Consider the following 18268-nt stretch of genomic DNA (forward strand, 5'->3'; position numbering starts at 1 on the left):
ACGCCGCAACTTAAGGTGCGATGGGGAAAGAGTCAGGTGGCCAGGGGCAACGCGAACTGCAGCACGAGCCCGCCGCCGTCGCGGTTGCGCACGGTGAGCTCGGCGTTGTGGCGGGTGATCACGCGTTCGACGATGGCGAGGCCCAGGCCCGCGCCGTTGGCCTGGCCGCGGGCGCTGTCCAGGCGGGTGAATGGCCGCAGCAGCTGCTCGATCTGGTCGTCCGGGACGCCGGTGCCGTGGTCGTTGATCTCGACGACGGCACGGCGGCCGTGGCCCGTCATTCTGACGTGCAGGGCCATGTCGATCTCGGTGACGTCCGCGCCCGGCGTCTTGCCGTAGCGGCGCGCGTTCTCGATCACGTTGTTGATCACGCGGCGCAGGTCGGTCGAGTTGCCCATCACGTGGATGTCCGCGTCGATGTCGGTCGTCGTGCGCACGTCCGGCAGGCGGGCGGCCGTGTGCGCGCAATCTTCCAGCAGTTCCGAGAGGTTCACCGGCACGAACGTCGCGCTTTCCGTGGGGCGCGCGAAGTCGAGGAACTGGCCGATGATGGCGTCCATCTGGGCGATGTCCGACTGCATGCCGGTGCGGGCTTCGTCCGACAGCGGCGCCATCTCCACTTCCAGCTGCATGCGCGCGAGCGGGGTGCGCAGGTCGTGCGAGATGCCGGCCAGGATCACGGCGCGGTCCTTCTCGAGCTGCTGCAGGTCGTCGACCATCTGGTTGAAGCTGCGGTTCGCCTCGATGATCTCGCGCGATCCTTTTTCCGGCAGCGGAGTGGGGCGCTTGCCCTGGGCGATCGAGCGCGCGGCCGCCGTCAGGCGCGCGAGCGGCAGGTTGACGAGGCTCGAGATCAGTGCGGCGCCCAGCAGCGACAGCACGCCGACGACCGTGGCCCAGCCGAGCCACTGCACGCGCGTGAGGCCGGGCAGCTTGTCGCGCTCGAGCATGAGCCAGTACTTGTCGCCGTCGATGTCGAAGCTGACCCAGAAGCCGGGGATCTCGTTGACCATGCGCGAGAAGCGCGTGTCCGGTCCCAGCTTGTCGCGCACGAGGGCGGCCACTTCCGGCATCAGCGAATTCGGCGGCGGCGGTTCGACCGTGTCCGTAGGCTTCACGTCGTAGATGCGGATGCCCTCGTTCGACACCAACTCGAATAACAGTTCGCGCCGCAGGTCGGGCGCGGAGTGCGTCAGCGCGGCCTTCGTGATGGTGACGACGGAGACCAGCAGCTCGGCCGTCTGCTCGACCTGCGGGCCGCGCTGGAAGACATTGAGCATGCCGATCCACGACGCCATCGACAGGCCCGTCAGCATGGACAGCAGGAAGAAGGTGCGCCAGAACAGGCCACTCTTCATCCTGCCGAAAATCCGCGGCATGGCCTGTTCCTTCGAGGTTGATGCGAACACTAGCGCGGCTGGCCTTCAGGAATGAATACGTAGCCCAGGCCCCATACGGTCTGGATGTACAGCGGGCTCGACGGGTCCGGCTCGATCAGCTTGCGCAGGCGCGAGATCTGCACGTCGAGCGAGCGGTCGAATACTTCGTACTCGCGGCCGCGCGCCAGTTCCATCAGTTTTTCGCGCGACAGCGGCTGGCGCGCATGGCGCGCGAACACTTTCAGCACCGAGAACTCGCCCGTGGTCAGCGGCACGGTCTCGCCGTTTTTCTTGAGCGTGCGCGTGCCGAGGTCCAGCACGAAGTCGCCGAATTCGAAGGTCTGCGGCGTCTCGCTCGGCGCGCCGGGGATCTCGTCCGGGCCCTTGCGGCGCAGGACCGCGTTGATGCGGGCCACCAGCTCGCGCGGGTTGAAGGGCTTCGGCAGGTAGTCGTCCGCGCCCATCTCGAGGCCGACGATACGGTCGACGTCCTCGCCTTTCGCGGTCAGCATGATGATCGGGGTCTGGTCGCCGGCACCGCGCAGGCGGCGGCAGATCGACAGGCCGTCTTCGCCGGGCAGCATCAGGTCCAGCACGAGCAGGTCGTAGCGCTCGCGCAGCCACAGTTTATTCATTGCCGGCGCGCTTTCGGCGGTCACGACCTGGAAGCCCTGTTCGGTCAGGTAGCGGCGCAGCAGGTCGCGCAGGCGCACGTCGTCGTCGACGACCATGATCCGGGCGGAGTGGCCGCCATTCGCGCCGGCCGTGCCGGCATTCGAGCTCGTTGCATTCATTGTTCTGTCGGATTTGTCAGATTAATGTCGCTATGGTAACGTCTTATGGCTCGACGCCAAGGGGGTATCGTTGAGCCATTACATTGTGTTACAAACTTTACCCAATTCGCCTTATGCCCGGAGTCGATTCCTCATACACTGGCCTCATCGAATCGCAGCTTACACCACAGCTCAAAACCACAGCTTACTCCTGACACGGCAACGCGAATGAGGAACACCATGAACAGTGCGTTCACACATCACCACGCAGCGAAAAAGGCCGGCCGCCTGGCCCGCCTCGCTGTGCTGGCGTGCGCCCTGGTGCTGGGAGCCGGCGGCGCGTTTGCCCAGCAAAACGGTGACCGGCGGGACGACCGCGGCGACCGGGGGGACTTGCAATCGCAATCGCAGCCGCAGTTCTCGCGTTTCCGCCTGCCTCCGCAGGGCCGCGACCAGCGCGACGACATGCGCGCCTACGAGGAACAGCGCCGTGCCCAGCAGCAGGACCAGCGCGAGCAGCAGCACGAGCGCCGCGGCAGCCGCATGACGCCGGACGAACGGCGCGACCTGCGCCGCCAGATCAACGAAGCGGGCATGGACCTGTACCCTCAGCGTCGCTGAAATTTCTCCACATCAACTTAGTTGCTTGTTGTTTATTTTCAAGTGACAACATGATACGCTAGCCGGATTCTGCCGCGGCCCAGCCCATGCCGCGGCACCAACCGCACGGAGCGTATCGTGACCACAGACATTTCCGTAACGGCGACCCGCTTCGCCGCGACCGGTCCCGAGCATTGCATCGCCAAACGCGACGACGGCGTGTATGCCGATCCCTCCGTGCTCGGCACCACGCTGGTCGCTGCCATCGACAACGTCTACCGCGCGGGGAACTACTTCACCGGGATCGATTATCCCGTGCTGATGAAGGCGCTGTTCGGCCACGGTCCCGAGCTGCCGCAAGGGCCGGACGGCACGCCGCTCGTGCGCTTCGCGGCCGACATCCAGACCTTCGATCCGGCGCGCCGTGCCCTGTACCGCGCCGTCAAGATCGGACGCGGCTATGCGGAATATTACTTCGAGCCCGTCTGGCTGCCCGACCCGGCCGACCCCGACGCTCCTGGCTTCCAGACCCGCCTCGATCTCGACGAATTCATCGCCGACGTGTGGATCAAGGGCATCCGCTTCGGCCTCGACCTGCCGGCCATCCGCGCCGCGATGGAATCCACCAGGGCCGACCGCGTCACGGTCGCGCGCCAGCTCGAGCCGAGGCCGGGCGAGGATGCCCACATCGTCGAAGTGTCGGATGACCTCCACCGCAGCGATGCGCCGCTCGAACTGGGCAATGGCCGCCTCGACCTGAACAGCTTCCAGAACCGCTTCCCGCAGATCCAGGCCGGCGTACGCCTGTTGAAGAAAGTGCCGGCGACGGCGGGCGCGATGGGCTTCGAGATGTCCGGCGCGGCGCTGCCGCCCGAGCCGGGGCGCGACGTCGACCTGCCGGCATATGCGGGCACCGGCACGAAGGTGGAGCGCACGCCGGAAGGCGAGTTCCTCGTGTCCAGCGCGGCCGGGTTCCTGATGGTCGATGCGAAGACGAGCCGCATCTCGGTCGAGGACAAGGTCGTCAGCCACGACGGCGTCAGCGCCAAGACGACGGGTAACCTGAGCCTCACCGGCGACTACGAGGAGTTCGGCGAAGTCCAGGAAAAGCGCGTGATCGAGGCCGACAGCATCACCGTCCACGGCGACGTGTTCGGCAGCCTCGTGTCGCGCGGCGGCACGGTCGACGTGCGCGCGAACCTCGTGGGCGGCAGCGCCCGCAATGCGCGCGGCGACATCCACGTGCGCGGCGTCGCGTCGGCTTCGGTGCTGTGCGCGGAAGACGGCCGGATCGTCGTCGAGCGCGCGGAAAACTGCGTCATCGCGGGCACGCGCGTCGAGGTCAATCATGCCGTCAACTGCGAGATCGTCGGCGACGAAGTCGTCGTGAACATGGCCGAGGGCTGCGCGCTCGCGGGCCGGCGCGTGACGGTGGAATGCACGGTGCCGCGCAAGCAGAGCGAGATGCTGGTGGCCGTGCTGCGCGAGGAAGGCCAGCAGATCGACGAGGTGATCGCGGCGGTGACGCAGCGCGTCGCGCAGTTCGCCACCCTGGCCGCGCAGCTGAAGGCCGCGCAGGATGCGCTGACGGGCAAGCCGGACGTGCGCCGCTACCTGATGCTGGCCACGCGCGTGCGCAAGGGCGAGATCAGCCTGACGCCCGAGCAGGCGCGCCAGTTCCAGAAGATGGCGCAGGACGTGGGCCCGGCGCTGAAGGCGATCGGCGACGTCTCCGCGAAGATCAAGGCCGCGGAAGCGGAGCAGCAGGCGGGCACGCACATGCTCGCAAACCTGCAGGCGCAGCGTGGCGACGCGGCCAGCATTTCCAGCGTGGCGATCGCCTCGGTGCAGGGCGAGACGCAGGTTCGCATCCTCGCCTACAGCCCTGCGGGCGGCCAGCCCTGGCGGTGGTTGCCGCGCGAGATCCGCACTCGGCTGCGCGGACCGCAGGCGGGAGAACTCCTGTTCATGGGCGGCGCGGGCAGCGTCGCGTGGAGCAGCGATACCGTCGCTGCGTCGTAAAGTTTATACTTGGGCGTGGCCGCGAGGCCATACCCATAACGACTCCAATCCGACAGAGGGGAAACCTTGAACACCATGCGTCCCATCCTCCAGCGCCGCCCGATCGGCGCGCTGGTCGCCGCGATGTGTGCCGGCGCGCTATTCGCAGCGCCGGCATATTCTGCAACCAAGGCAGCCAGCAGCAAGGGCAAGCCGACCGTGGCCGAAGCAGAGCGCTTCGTCGCCGAATCCGAAAAGAAGCTCGACCAGCTGGGCCTCGACGCCGGCCGCGCCGAGTGGGTGGCCGAGAACTTCATCACGCTCGACACCGAGACACTGACCGCGCAGGCCAACGAACAATACCTGACCGTGAGCGGCGACATCGCCCTCAAGGCGCGCCGCTACAACGGCCTGAAGGTGCCGGAAGCGAGCGCCCGCAAGCTGATGCTGATGCAGCAGTCGCTGATGCTGGAAAGCGCCGACGACCGCGGCGCATACGCGCGCCTGGCCGCCAGCATGACGGGCGCGTACGGCAAGGCGAAATACTGTCCGGCGGCCGCTGCCGGCGCGGCAAAGCCGGACTGCATGCCGCTGGGCGAACTGGAAAAAGTGCTGGCCACGAGCCACGACCCCGCGCGCCTGAAGGAAGTCTGGCTCGGCTGGCACGCTCAGTCGCCCGCGTACAAGCAGGATTATGCGAAGTATGTCGAGCTGTCGAACAAGGGCGCCCGCGCGATGGGCTATGCCGACACGGGCGCGCTGTGGCGCTCGCGTTACGACATGGCGCCGGATGCCTTCTCGGCCGAGATGGAGCGCCTGTGGCAGCAGGTGAAACCCCTGTACGACTCGCTGCACACCTACACGCGCTACAAGCTGCGCCAGGCCTACGGTCCGGACGTCGTGCCGGCCGACGGCCCGATCCCGGCCCACCTGCTGGGCAATATGTGGGCGCAAAGCTGGGACAACCTGTACCCGATCCTGAAGCCCGCGGGCCTCGAAAAGGGTGAAGACCTGACGGCGCTGCTGGAAGAGCGCAAGACGAGCGCCGTCGAGATGACGCGCTATGCCGAAGGCTTCTACACGTCGCTGGGCATGCGCAAGCTGCCGGCCACGTTCTGGGAACGTTCGCTGCTGACGAAGCCGCGCGACCGCGAAGTCGTGTGCCATGCATCCGCCTGGGACCTGGACGGCAAGGACGACGTGCGCGTCAAGATGTGCATCACGCCAACGGCCGAGGACTTCCGCGTCATCCACCACGAGCTGGGCCACTTGTACTACGACCTCGCGTACAGCAACCAGTCGCCCATGTTCAAGAACGGCGCCAACGACGGCTTCCACGAAGCCATCGGCGACACCGTCGCGCTGTCGATCACGCCGGCCTACCTGAAGAAGATCGGCCTGATGAAGACGGAGCCGGATCCAAAGCAGGAAATCGGCCCGCTGCTGTACACGGCGCTGCAGAAGATCGCGTTCATGCCGTTCGCGTACAAGGTCGACAAGTGGCGCTGGCAGGTCTACGGCGGGCAGGTCAAGCCGGCCGACTACGACAAGGCCTGGTGGGCGCTGACGCAGCAGTACCAGGGCGTTTCCCGTCCCGCACCGATCGCGGACGGCGGTTTCGACGCCGGCGCCAAGTTCCACGTCGCGAGCGACACGCCGTACGCGCGCTACTTCCTCGCCCACGTGCTGCAGTTCCAGTTCCACCGCGCGCTGTGCAAGGAAGCGGGCGACACGGGACCGCTGTACCGCTGCTCGATCTACGGCAACCAGAAGGCGGGCGCCAAGTTCCAGCAGATGCTGGAGATGGGCACGAGCAAGCCGTGGCCGGAAGCGCTGAAGGCCGTGACGGGGTCGGACAGAATGGATGCGACCGCGATGCTGGAATACTTCGCGCCGCTCAAGACCTGGCTGGATGAGCAGAACAAGCAGCTGGCCGTCGAAGACGCGAAGCTGACGAAGCGTTAATCCGCGGCGGCTTCCGTCAGGGCGGCGTAGCATTGCGCCGCTTCCGGCGGGAGCCCTGCGAACAGATGTTCATCCGCCTCGTCGACGAGTCCCTGCTCGACGAGCATCCGCACCTTCCCGAGATAATCCGCCAGCTTGAGCAAACGCCCCAGCGGCGACATGACCGCGCCGCGCCGCAAGTCGCCCTGTTCCAGCAGTGCCTGTGCCACCGTGTCGGGAAAATTCCACTCGCGCGCGATGCTTGCGCACAGGCCGCGCGTGGCGCGGGCCAGCTGGGCGAGGAACACGTCGGTGCCGAGGCGCTCGCCGTCCTTCGCCTCCTGGTCCATGATGCGCAGGCTGACGATCAGCCCCACGTTCTGCAGCAGCCCGGCGAGGAAGGCGTCGAACGGTTCGATGCCGGCGCCGGCCAGCTGGCGCGCGGCGATCGCGCAGCGCTCCGAATGCGCCCACAGGTGCTGCGCCAGCCGGCGCGTATAAAATCCCGAACGTACGTCGATGATGGGCCGGAACGCGACCGTCGTGATCAGCTGGCGCAAGCCCTCCTGGCCGATCAGGATCACGGCCTGTTCGACGCTCGTGATCGACTGGCCCGTCCCCCGGTAGCAGCTGTTGGCGAGACGGACGACGGCCGCCACCAGCACGGGATCGGTCGCGATCGTGCGCGACAGCGCGCTGCCGGAAAACGTCTCGCTGCGCAGGCTTTGCAGCAGTTGCGGGACGAGCCCCGGCATGCGCCGCACGAGCGCCGCGCCGGACTGCTGCGTGCCGACGATCGCCGCCAGCGCTTCCAGCACGCGCGTCTCGGCGTCGGAGAGTTCGAGGCCGCCGTCCGCGCGGTCGAACAGCCACGCGTGCCAGGCGCCGTTGATCCGTTCCAGCTGCTCGAACGAGACGGGGGCCGTGCGCGGTTGCGGCGCGAGTGCCGCGGGTGCGGGAGCAGGGGCGGGAACAGGCTCGACGGCCGGCTGCGGCTGCGTTTGCGCCACGGACGGGCTGGAAAACAGGCTTTGCAGCCACCGGAACATCGTCATCCCCTTTAGGTCAATTCCGAACATTGTACGGACGTAAGCGCTGAGCGCAAGGTAGGAAATGTCTCATTGATTGTTGACTGCACTCAACAATTTCCAATCGTCATCGCCTTAGCATGGCGATCTTGAGGAAAGGATCCGCCATGCACATGACTACGACGACCACCACCCAATTCCTGAGTTTTACCCTCGGCGGCCTCGAGTACGGGCTCGACGTCGCCAAGGTGCAGGAACTCCGGGTACTCAAGGCACTCGAGCGCTTCACATCGGACGGCGAGATCGTCGGCGGCGTGGCCGTCTCGCGCGGCGTGATCATGCCGCTCGTCGACATGCGCGCCGCCTGCGGCACATCGCCGGACGCGCCCGATCCGATGACGGACGTGATCATCCTCAGGCTCTCGACCTGCACGATGGGGATGGTGGTGGATGGCGTGACGGGCGTCGTGTCGCTGGCGCCAGAGCAGGTGTCGCCGGTGCCCGGTGCGGACCAGGCGCAGGTCGATTACCTGATCGGGCTGGGGCAGATGGGGGCGCGGCGGTTGATTCTGGTCGATATCGACCGGTTGATGTCGGTGCGGAGGCCGAAGAAGGACGGGGCTCGGCAAGTCGCCTGACCGTCGTTCCCGGACTAGCCGTCCGCCTTGGCGGGAACCCAAGTTGCTTGCGCTGTCGAGATGCATGCAACTTGGGCCCCCGCCTGCGCGGGGGCGACGGTTATTCGAGCGTGTACGTAAAAAATCAGGCGACCAGGCTTTCCAGCTGCTCCTGCAATTCCAGCCACTCGTTCTCGAGATTGCCCAGATCCCGCGTCAGGAAGGCCTGGTCGGCCACGAGATTCTTCAGCTCTTCCTTCTTGTCCGCCTCGTAGATGCCCGGCTCCAGCAGCCGGGCGTCGACCTCGGCCTTCGTCGCGTTCAGCTTGGCCATCTGCTCTTCCAGCCGCTTGATGCGGTTTTCGATGGGCTTCTTCAGCGCGGCCAGGCGCTGGCGTTCTTCCGCTTCCAGGCGCTTCTGTTCCTTGCGGTCGACGGCGGGCGCCGGTGCGGCCGGGCTTGAGGACGGCAGCGGTGCGCTCGTGCCGGCATCGCCCTTCAGCTTGGTCTGGAACAGCCAGTCCTTGTAGTCGTCCAGGTCGCCGTCGAACGGTTGCAGGCGGCCGTCGGCCACGATGATGAACTGGTCGGTCGTCGCGCGCAGCAGGTGGCGGTCGTGCGAGACGACGACGAGCGTGCCTTCGAACTGCGCCAGCGCCAGGGTGAGCGCCTCGCGCGTCTCCAGGTCGAGGTGGTTGGTCGGTTCGTCCAGCAGCAGCAGGTTCGGACGCTGCCACACGATCAGCGCCAGCGCCAGGCGCGCCTTCTCGCCGCCGGAGAACGGCTTGATGGAACTCGTCACCATATCGCCCGGGAAGTTGAAGCCGCCGAGGAAGTTGCGCAGTTCCTGCTCGCGCGTGGTCGGCGCGATCTTCTGCAGGTGCCACAGCGGCGATTCGTCGTGGCGCAGCATCTCGACCTGGTGCTGGGCGAAGTAGCCGATCACGAGGCCCTTGCCGAGCGTCGCCGTGCCCGCGAGCGGCGCGAGGTCGCCGGCCACGGTCTTGATCAGCGTGGATTTACCGGCGCCGTTCACGCCGAGGAGGCCGATGCGCTGGCCCGTCTGCAGCGAGAAATTCACCTTGTGGACGATGGTCTTGCCGCCGACCTTGTCGCCATGCGCGTCGAGCAGCGGGTAGCCGGCGTCGACGTCTTCCATCACCAGCAGCGGATTCGGCGCCGAGACCGGGTCGCGGAATTCGAACGAGAACTCGGCCGCCGCGCGCAGCGGGGCCAGCTCTTCCATCTTCGCCAGCGCCTTCATGCGGCTCTGCGCCTGGCGGGCCTTGGTCGCCTTGGCCTTGAAGCGGTCGACGAACGATTGCAGGTGGGCGCGCGTGCGCTGCTGCTTTTCGTAGGCGGCGGCCGCCAGCACGAGGTGGGCGGCGCGTTGGCGCTCGAACGCGGAGTAGTTGCCCGAGTAGCGCTTCAGCTTGCGCTCGTCGATGTGCACGATGACGTTCACGATCTCGTCGAGGAAATCGCGGTCGTGCGAGATGATGATCAGGGTGCCGGTGTAGCGCTTGAGCCAGTCCTCGAGCCAGATGATGGCGTCGAGGTCCAGGTGGTTGGTCGGTTCGTCCAGCAGTAATAAATCGGAAGGGCACATCAGCGCCTGCGCCAGGTTCAGGCGCATGCGCCAGCCGCCGGAGAAGCTGGCGACCGGTTGGCGCATCTGGTCCAGCGAGAAGCCCAGGCCCAGCAGCAACTGCTCGGCACGGGACTGCACCGTGTACGCGTCGGCGTCGGCCAGCGCCGAGTGGACGTGGCCGATCGCGAGGCCGTTCTCCGTCGTGTGGGGCAGGGCTTCCAGGCGGTCCAGCTCGGCCTGCAGGGTGCGCAGGTTGGCGTCGCCGTCGATGGCGTACTCGATGGCGGGTCGGTCCAGCGCCGGGGTCTCCTGCGCCACATAGGCCATGCGCCAGCGCGCGGGGAAGTCGATCGCGCCCTGGTCCGGGTGCAGCTCGTTGCGCAGCATCGCGAACAGGCTGGATTTGCCGGCGCCGTTCGCGCCGATCAGGCCGATCTTGTCGCCGGGATTGAGGGTCAGGTCGGCGTCTTCCAGCAGCGGTTTCGTGCCGCGCATCAGGCTGACGTTGGAGAATCGGATCATTTCAGTAGCTACCGTAAAAACGTCGTTCCCGCGGAAGCGGGAATCCATGCTGAGCATCAGAATGCCGAGTCAGTATGGATTCCCGCGTGCGCGGGAATGACGGTGTGTCTTGGGACGACGTGGATTACTTCGCCAGTTGTTCCGCCGTCAGCAGGAACACCGCATCATCGCCCTGGCTCGTGGTCAGCCAGGTGAGGCCCAGGTGCCCGAACGCCGCTTCCGCATACTCGCGCTCGTTGCCGATCTCGACGATCAGCACGCCTTCCGGCGTGAGGCGCTCGGCCGCGCCGTCGACGATCTTGCGCACGAGGTCCATGCCGTCTTCGCCGCCGGCCAATGCAATCTGCGGCTCGCGCAGGTATTCCGGCGGCAGCTTGCCCATCGAATCGCTGTTCACGTACGGCGGGTTCGTCACGATCAGGTCGTACTTCTTGAACGGGACGTGCTGGTACAGGTCGGACTCGATCGGGTTTACGCGGCCTTCGAGCTTGTAGTCGCGGATGTTGCGCTCGGCCACGGCCAGCGCGTCCTTCGAAATGTCGACGGCATCGACGACGGCGTTGGGAAACGCGTCCGCCAGCATGATCGCCAGGCAGCCGGAGCCGGTGCACAGTTCGAGCACGTTCTCGACGCCGTCCGGATCGGCCACCCACGGGCTGAACAGGTTCGGGATCAGCTCGGCGATGAACGAGCGCGGCACGAGCACTCTTTCGTCGACGTAGAAATTGTAGCTGCCCAGCCACGCCTCATTGGTGATGTAGGCGGCCGGCACGCGCTCGTTGACGCGGCGCTCGATGACGGCCATCACCTGCAGGATTTCTTCCGGCAGCAGGCGGGCGTCGAGGAAGGGCTCGAGCTTGTCCAGCGGCAGCTTCAGGGTGTGCAGGATCAGGTAGGCGGCCTCGTCGAACGCTTCGGCGCTGCCGTGGCCGAAGAACAGCTTGGCGCCGTTGAAACGGGTCACGGCGTAGCGCAGCAGGTCGCGGGGCGTGCAGAAATGGGTCGTGGTCATGGCCTGGTCTCGTCGTTATGCCGCGGACGGCGGGATGGTCAGCAATCGCTCCAGCGTGCGCCGGTAGATGTTCTTGAGCGGATCGATGTAACGCACTTCGATGTGCTCGTCGATCTTGTGGATGCTGTCGTTGGGTGGCCCGAATTCTATCACCTGGGGGCAGATACGGGCGATGAAGCGGCCGTCCGACGTCCCGCCCGTGGTCGAAAGTTCCGTCGTCACACCCAGTTCCTGCTTGATCGAGCCGCAAATCGCGTCCGACAAGGTCCCCTTCGGCGTGAGGAACGGGTGGCCGGACAATGTCCATTTCAGGTCGTAGTCGAGGCCGTGGCGGTCGAGGATCGCGTGCACGCGCGCCTGCAGGCTCTCGGCCGTGCTGGCGGTCGAGAAGCGGAAATTGAAGTCGACCTTCAGCTCGCCCGGGATCACGTTCGTGGCCCCGGTACCGGCCGCGATATTGGACACCTGCCAGCTCGTCGGCGGGAAGTACTCGTTGCCCTCATCCCATTGCTCGGCAGCGAGCTCGGCCAGCGCGGGCGCCGCCTGGTGGATCGGGTTGCGCGCCAGGTGCGGGTAGGCGATATGGCCCTGCACGCCCTTGACGACGAGGCAGCCGGACAGCGAGCCGCGGCGGCCGTTCTTGATCATGTCGCCCAGCACGTGGCTGGACGTGGGTTCGCCCACGAGGCAGTAGTCGATCGTCTCGCCCCGTTCTTCCAGCAGGTCGCAGACGATGACGGTACCATCGGTGGCCGGGCCTTCCTCGTCGGACGTGAGCAGGAACGCGATCGAGCCCATATGATCCGGGTGCGCGGCCACGAATTCCTCGACGGCGACGACCATGGCGGCGATCGACGTCTTCATGTCCGACGCGCCGCGGCCGTACAGCCTGCCGTCGCGCCGCGTCGGCACGAACGGTTGCGACGCCCACTGGCTCGCGGGACCGGTCGGAACGACGTCCGTGTGGCCGGCGAACACGAACACGGGCGCCGCATCGCCGCGCCGGGCCCACAAATTCGTCACGCCGTTCGACTCGATCGTCTCGCAGCGGAAGCCGAGCGGCGCCAGCAGGGCCTGCAGCTTCTGCTGGCAGCCCTTGTCCTGCGGCGTGACGGAATCGAGCGCGATCAGCTCCTCCGTCAGGAGTTGGGTGCGCGACGGCTTCATGCCGGCCAGTCTCCGAACAGGTCTTCGTACTGGGCGGCCGAGAAGCCGACGGACACGCGGCCGCCGCCTTCGAGGACCGGACGCTTGATGACGGACGGATTTTCCAGCATCAGGTCGAGGGCGCTGGCCTTGTCGACGACCTGCGCGCGGCGCTCGTCGGTCAGCTTGCGCCACGTGGTGCCCTTGCGGTTGACGAGCGTTTCCCAATCGATCTGCTCGAGCCAGCGCGCAACGGTGGCGCGGTCCAGGCCTTGCTTCTTGAAGTCATGGAACTCGAATGCCTGGCCGTTGTCGGCGAGCCAGGTGCGGGCTTTCTTGACGGTGTCGCAGTTGGGAATACCGTAGAGGGTCTTCTTCATGGCGGGTGGTCTTGCTGTTCGGGAAGGCGCGAAGGATAGCACAGGCCGGCTATCCCACCGACAGTTTACCAATGGCGAAGAGAGGGCGGCGTTATGTACGTCGATGACTAGGTTCTCACCGTCGATGCCGGCGCCCCGCCCGCTCGATACCGCCGGCGCACCGACCTGCGACGACCTGGTGAACAATGTCGCGGCGGGATAGAGAGCGTTGCCGGCGGCGTCCAGGTCGCCGTGCGCAGCCCGGCGGTACACGCCCATCGCCGGACGGCCGTCGTCGAGTAAACGCTGGCCGGCGAGGCCGGCTTACTTCTGCGGCCTGAAGGCGTGGCTGTTGTCGAACCCAAACTGATTTTCGTCATACATCCGCTTCATCTTGCGCACTAAATGCGTTTGCAGAACGGGCGGCAGCTTGAAGTACGACGCGCTGGCGGTGGTCGAGCGTTGCAAGTCGAGGTCGCCTGTGATGGCCCGGATGGCGGCTTTGGCGTCACGATGAAAAGCGATCATCTTCAGCCGGCCTCCATAGGGGTCGCGCAGCATCTGGCCGTTGTCGCTGGCGTAGAAGCGGTAGACCAGGATCGGATCGACCAGGCCATCGCCGTCGATATCGTTCAACTCGGTCAGCTTGGTCCACCATTGCACACCGGCCGTCCCCGCCAGTGCGCTATCGCTGACTGTGCCCATGGCCGCCAGGGTTGGCCCTGCATTTATCTTGAACAAGTGCGCGCCGATCTTGCTCGACAAGGTGTCGTCATCGTAGCGGCGGTCGCCGCTTTCGGTCAGGTACACCACGTATGCGCCGCTCTTGTCGCGATAGCAGAAGTGGGCGAACACCGGCAAGCTCACCTTGGCGGCCTTGAGGATATCGCGATGCAGCAGGAAGTCATCGCCGACGCAGCCCGAACCGGGCACGGCATGCACGTTCGAGGACGATAATACGAGAAGGCCACACAGGAGTGCGGCCGATAGCGGACGGTCAGTCAAGTCAACTATCCAGCGTAAATTCCGTGAACGACGGCCCATCCGGCTCGGCCGGTTTGGGCGCTTCCTCTTCCTTGGCCTTGCTGTCCGGCCCGTTATTGATCAGCCAGAGCAGATTGGTGGCCGAGTCGGCATTCGCAAGTGCCTCGTCCTGCGTGATGAGGTCGGCCTGCACGAGTTCCAGCAGCGCCTTCTCGAACGATTGCGACCCCGGCGACAGGCTCTTGTCCATCGCTTCCTTGATCTGGCCGATCTCGCCCTTTTCGATCAGGTCGGCGACGTAGCGCGTGTTGACCATGATCTCGACCGCGGCCTGGCGCCGCCCGCCGGCCTTCGCGCGCACGAGGCGCTGCGACACGATCGCCTTGACGGCGGACGACAGGTCCTGCAGCAGCGCGGGGCGGTTCTCGATCGGGTAGAAGCTGATGATGCGGTTCAGCGCGTTGTAGCTGTTGTTCGCGTGCAGGGTCGCCAGCACGAGGTGGCCGGACTGGGCGTAGGCGAGGGCGGCGGCCATCGTGTCCTTGTCGCGGATCTCGCCGATCAGGATGCAGTCCGGCGCCTGGCGCATCGAATTGCGCAGGGCGACGTCGAAGCTCTTCGCGTCGCTGCCGATCTCGCGCTGGTTGACGATCGCTTTCTTGTTCTTGAACAGGTACTCGATCGGGTCTTCCAGCGTGAGGATGTGGCCGTGGCGCTGCTCGTTGCGGTGGTCGAGCATGGAGGCGATCGTCGTCGACTTGCCGGAGCCCGTCGCGCCGACGATCAGCAGCAGGCCGCGCTTCTCCATGATCAGCTCGGACAGCGCGGACGGCAGGCCCAGCTCGGCCAGCGGTGGAATCGTGGCGGGAACGAAACGGAACACGGCGGAAATGCTGCCGCGCTGGCGGAATGCGGAGAGACGGAAACGGCCCAGGTTCGGGACCGAGATGCCCATGTTGAGCTCGTTGTCGCGGTCCAGCTCGTCCATCTGCTCCGGCGACGCGATTTCGGCCAGCAGCACGCGGATATTGTCCGGCTCGAGCTTGTTCTGGTTGATCGGGATGAGGTTCCCGTTGATCTTGATGTGGACTGGGGAATTGACCGCGAAGAACATGTCGGACGCGTTCTTTTCCTTCATCAACTGGAACAGGCGTTCCATCATCATGGCCTCTCTCCCTTGCTTTGCGGTAATACCCCCCAACGTCGTTCCCGCGAAGGCGGGAACCCATGCTGAGGCACCGACGCCGCATCTCTGAACTGTCGAGGTGCGTTCGGCTGTGCGATTTCTGATGCCCAGTATGGATTCCCGCTTCCGCGGGAATGACGGATCAGACGCCGCGCAGCAGCTCGTTGATACCCGTCTTCGCACGGGTCTTCGCATCGACCTGCTTGACGATCACCGCGCAGTACAGGCTGTACTTGCCGTCGGCCGACGGCAGGCTGCCCGACACGACGACCGAACCGGCCGGGATGCGGCCATAGCTCACTTCACCGGTCTCGCGGTTGTAGATCTTGGTCGACTGACCGATGTACACGCCCATCGAGATCACCGAGTTCTCTTCGACGATCACGCCTTCCACGATTTCCGAGCGGGCGCCGATGAAGCAGTTGTCTTCGATGATGGTCGGGTTGGCCTGCATCGGTTCCAGCACGCCGCCGATGCCCACGCCGCCCGACAGGTGGACGTTCTTGCCGATCTGGGCGCACGAGCCGACGGTGGCCCACGTGTCGACCATCGCGCCTTCGTCGACGTAGGCGCCGATGTTCACGTACGACGGCATCAAGACGACGTTCTTGCCGATGAACGAGCCGCGGCGCGCGACGGCCGGCGGGACGACGCGGAAGCCGCCTTTTGCGAAATCTTCGGCCGAGTAGTTGGCGAACTTGGTCGGCACCTTGTCGTAGAACTGCATGCCGCCGCCTTCGACGGGCACGTTGTTCTCGAGGCGGAACGACAGCAGGACGGCTTTCTTGATCCACTGGTTCACGACCCAGCTGCCGGTGTCCTTCTGGGCGACGCGCAGGCTGCCGTCGTCAAGGCCGGCCAGCACGTGGGCGACGGCGTCGCGCACTTCGGCGCTGGCGCTGGTCGGGCTGATGTCCGCGCGCTGTTCCCACGCGGTGTCGATGATGGTCTGGAGTTGTTGGGTCATGATATTGGTCTATACAGGTGGTGTTTCAGGAAGCCTTGAGATCGTTGCAGAACTGGACGATGCGGTTCGCCGCCTCCAGTCCTTCGTCCACTTCGGCGACGAGCGCCATGCGGATGCGGTTGCGGCCCGGATTGCTGCCGTGCGCGTCGCGCGCCAGGTAACTGCCGGGCAAAACCGTCACATTATATTCGGCGTACAGGCCGCGTGCGAACTCCGTGTCCGACAGGCCCGTGCGGCGCACGTCGGCCCACAGGTAGAAGCCGGCGTCCGGCAGCTCGACGTCCATCACCTGTTTCAGCAGCGGGGTGATGAGGTTGAACTTTTCCTTGTACAGCGTGCGGTTCTCCTGCACGTGGGCCTCGTCGTTCCACGCGGCGATCGACGCGGCCTGCACCGGCGGCGACATCGCGCCGCCGCTGTAGGTGCGGTACAGCAGGAATTTCTTCATCAGTTCCGGATCACCGGCGACGAAGCCCGAACGCATGCCCGGCACGTTGGAGCGCTTCGAGAGGCTCGAGAACACGATCAGGTTCGCGTACGGACGCGCGCCGCTGCTCCGGCCCAGCTGGTGCGCCGCTTCCAGCGCGCCCAGCGGCGGCGTGGCGCCGAAATAGATCTCGGAATAGCACTCGTCGGCCGCGATCACGAAGCCGTGGCGGTCGGCCAGCGCGAACAGTTCGCGCCAGTCGTCCAGCGACAGCACGGCGCCCGTCGGATTGCCCGGGGAGCACAGGTACAGCAGCTGCACACGGGACCATACCTCGTCCGGCACGCTGGAGTAATCGCAGGCGAAGTTGCGGGCCGGCTGGGAATTCACGAAATACGGCTCGGCGCCCGCCAGGTAGGCCGCGCCTTCGTAGATCTGGTAGAACGGATTCGGGCTGACGACGAGCGCGCCCGGCTTGCGCGGGTCGATCACGGTCTGGGCGATCGCGAACAGCGCCTCGCGCGAGCCGTTCACCGGCAGCACCATCGTGGCCGCATCCAGCGCCGGAATCCCGTAGCGGCGCTCCAGCCACCCGGCGATCGCGGCGCGCAGCGGCTCGTTGCCGTGCGTCGTCGGATACGTGGCGAGGCCGGTCATCGCGTGCGTCAGCGCTTTCTGGATGAACGCGGGCGTCGGGTGCTTCGGCTCGCCGATGCCGAGGCTGATGGCGTTGTAGTCGGGATTCGGCGTGACGCCGGCGAACAGCTGGCGCAGCTTTTCGAACGGGTACGGGTGCAGGCGGTCGAGATGTGGATTCACGGCGATGTGTTTTCCTGGCGATATTCGAGGTGAGAAGGGCAATTATAGCCACGTGACCCCGGGTGCGTTAGTATTGACTTAAGGAATCCAAATCGAACCCATCATCATGCAGCGCTCCGTCGACTATGTCCGCACCCTGACCGCGCAGGCGCGCAGCGCCCGGGCCAACCGCCACCTCGGCTATGCACTGGCGGGCGTGGCCGGGGCCGTGAACGCCGGCGGCTTCCTCGCCGTGCAACAGTACACGTCGCACATGACGGGCATCGTGTCGTCGGCCGCCGACAATCTCGCGCTGGGCGCCTTCGACCTCGTGCTCGACGCGCTCGGCGCCATCGTCTCGTTCCTGCTGGGCGCGGCCACCACGGCGATCCTCGTCAACTACGGCCGGCGCCGTGCGCTGGCCAGCGAATACGCGTTGCCGCTGCTGTGCGAAGCCATGCTGCTGCTCGCCTTCGGCGTGCTGGGCGCCCAGCTGTCCAGCGTGCGGGGCCTGTTCGTGCCGGCCACGGTGATGCTGCTGTGCTTTACGATGGGCCTGCAGAACGCGCTCGTGACGAAGATCTCGCATGCGGAGATCCGCACGACGCACATGACGGGCATCGTCACCGACATCGGCATCGAACTCGGCAAGATGATGTACTGGAACGTGGACGATGGCTTGACCAGCCCTCCGCACCCGCGCGTGACCGCGAACCGCGGGCGCCTCGTCCTGCTGTGCGGCCTGCTGGGGGCCTTCTTCTGCGGCGGCGTCGCGGGCGCGCTCGGCTTCAAGATCTTCGGCTACGTGGTGACGGTGCCGCTGGCGCTGCTGCTGTGCGGCCTCGCCATCGTGCCGGCGCTGGACGATTTGCGGGCCGGCGCCCGCGCGCGCCTGCGCGCACGCCTCCGTGCCGGCAGGCGCGCGCGCTGAGCG

Annotated in this window: 16 protein-coding genes; 5 read left to right on the forward strand and 11 right to left on the reverse strand. The window is 66.1% G+C overall.

What is annotated here, in order from left to right; genetic code table 11:
- Window positions 1-32: 32 nt before the first annotated feature.
- Both ASD28_RS29890 and ompR read right to left on the reverse strand, forming a co-directional pair.
- A complete protein-coding gene (locus tag ASD28_RS29890; protein WP_056137190.1) occupies window positions 33-1379 on the reverse strand; it encodes an ATP-binding protein in 1347 nt (448 codons plus the stop codon).
- A 29-nt stretch (window positions 1380-1408) separates the two neighbouring features.
- Entirely contained in the window at window positions 1409-2173 is a 765-nt protein-coding gene (gene ompR / locus ASD28_RS29895) for a two-component system response regulator OmpR (RefSeq protein WP_056137191.1), read from the reverse strand.
- A 219-nt stretch (window positions 2174-2392) separates the two neighbouring features.
- On the opposite strand from ompR, the gene ASD28_RS29900 reads away from it, so the two are divergent.
- From ASD28_RS29900 to ASD28_RS29910, 3 genes are all read left to right on the forward strand, one after another.
- A complete protein-coding gene (locus ASD28_RS29900; protein WP_156404009.1) occupies window positions 2393-2773 on the forward strand; it encodes a hypothetical protein in 381 nt (126 codons plus the stop codon).
- Window positions 2774-2890: 117 nt separating this feature from the next.
- On the forward strand, window positions 2891-4774 hold the full coding sequence (locus ASD28_RS29905; protein WP_229412324.1) for a flagellar assembly protein A: 1884 nt from the start codon (window positions 2891-2893) through the stop codon (window positions 4772-4774).
- A gap of 75 nt (window positions 4775-4849) precedes the next feature.
- Complete coding sequence (locus ASD28_RS29910; RefSeq protein ID WP_082577670.1) at window positions 4850-6718, forward strand: M2 family metallopeptidase; 1869 nt, start codon at window positions 4850-4852, stop codon at window positions 6716-6718.
- Here the strand turns inward: ASD28_RS29910 and ASD28_RS29915 are convergent.
- The gene (locus ASD28_RS29915) at window positions 6715-7746 is read right to left on the reverse strand and encodes an HDOD domain-containing protein (protein ID WP_056137445.1); all 1032 of its coding nucleotides are present in this window, start codon (window positions 7744-7746) and stop codon (window positions 6715-6717) included. The genes ASD28_RS29910 and ASD28_RS29915 overlap by 4 nt on opposite strands.
- A gap of 152 nt (window positions 7747-7898) precedes the next feature.
- Between ASD28_RS29915 and ASD28_RS29920 the strand changes: the two genes are divergently transcribed.
- The gene (locus tag ASD28_RS29920) at window positions 7899-8363 is read left to right on the forward strand and encodes a chemotaxis protein CheW (RefSeq protein ID WP_056137447.1); all 465 of its coding nucleotides are present in this window, start codon (window positions 7899-7901) and stop codon (window positions 8361-8363) included.
- Window positions 8364-8487: 124 nt separating this feature from the next.
- Here ASD28_RS29920 and ASD28_RS29925 read toward each other — a convergent pair whose 3' ends face one another.
- From ASD28_RS29925 to dapC, 8 genes are all read right to left on the reverse strand, one after another.
- Window positions 8488-10455, reverse strand: coding sequence for an ATP-binding cassette domain-containing protein (locus tag ASD28_RS29925; RefSeq protein ID WP_056137192.1), 1968 nt, complete (start codon window positions 10453-10455; stop codon window positions 8488-8490).
- 124 nt (window positions 10456-10579) lie between these two features.
- Entirely contained in the window at window positions 10580-11467 is an 888-nt protein-coding gene (prmB, locus tag ASD28_RS29930) for a 50S ribosomal protein L3 N(5)-glutamine methyltransferase (protein ID WP_056137193.1), read from the reverse strand.
- Window positions 11468-11482: 15 nt separating this feature from the next.
- Window positions 11483-12634 carry a succinyl-diaminopimelate desuccinylase gene (dapE, locus tag ASD28_RS29935; protein ID WP_056137194.1) on the reverse strand — a complete coding sequence of 384 codons (1152 nt, stop codon included), beginning with the start codon at window positions 12632-12634 and terminating at the stop codon, window positions 11483-11485.
- Window positions 12631-12993 (reverse strand): ArsC family reductase, encoded by a 363-nt coding sequence (locus tag ASD28_RS29940; RefSeq protein ID WP_056137195.1) that lies wholly within the window; start codon window positions 12991-12993, stop codon window positions 12631-12633. Before ASD28_RS29940 ends, dapE begins: the two co-directional genes overlap by 4 nt.
- A gap of 303 nt (window positions 12994-13296) precedes the next feature.
- Entirely contained in the window at window positions 13297-13977 is a 681-nt protein-coding gene (locus tag ASD28_RS29945; RefSeq protein ID WP_156404011.1) for a hypothetical protein, read from the reverse strand.
- A gap of 1 nt (window position 13978) precedes the next feature.
- A complete protein-coding gene (locus tag ASD28_RS29950) occupies window positions 13979-15121 on the reverse strand; it encodes a PilT/PilU family type 4a pilus ATPase (RefSeq protein ID WP_056137197.1) in 1143 nt (380 codons plus the stop codon).
- 163 nt (window positions 15122-15284) lie between these two features.
- The gene (gene dapD, locus ASD28_RS29955; RefSeq protein ID WP_056137198.1) at window positions 15285-16109 is read right to left on the reverse strand and encodes a 2,3,4,5-tetrahydropyridine-2,6-dicarboxylate N-succinyltransferase; all 825 of its coding nucleotides are present in this window, start codon (window positions 16107-16109) and stop codon (window positions 15285-15287) included.
- A gap of 25 nt (window positions 16110-16134) precedes the next feature.
- Complete coding sequence (gene dapC, locus ASD28_RS29960; RefSeq protein ID WP_056137199.1) at window positions 16135-17355, reverse strand: succinyldiaminopimelate transaminase; 1221 nt, start codon at window positions 17353-17355, stop codon at window positions 16135-16137.
- A gap of 106 nt (window positions 17356-17461) precedes the next feature.
- On the opposite strand from dapC, the gene ASD28_RS29965 reads away from it, so the two are divergent.
- Complete coding sequence (locus tag ASD28_RS29965) at window positions 17462-18265, forward strand: YoaK family protein (protein WP_056137200.1); 804 nt, start codon at window positions 17462-17464, stop codon at window positions 18263-18265.
- Window positions 18266-18268: the final 3 nt, after the last annotated feature.

It is taken from the genome of Massilia sp. Root133, from assembly GCF_001426525.1.
In the GTDB taxonomy this organism is placed as follows: domain Bacteria; phylum Pseudomonadota; class Gammaproteobacteria; order Burkholderiales; family Burkholderiaceae_D; genus Telluria; species Telluria orientalis.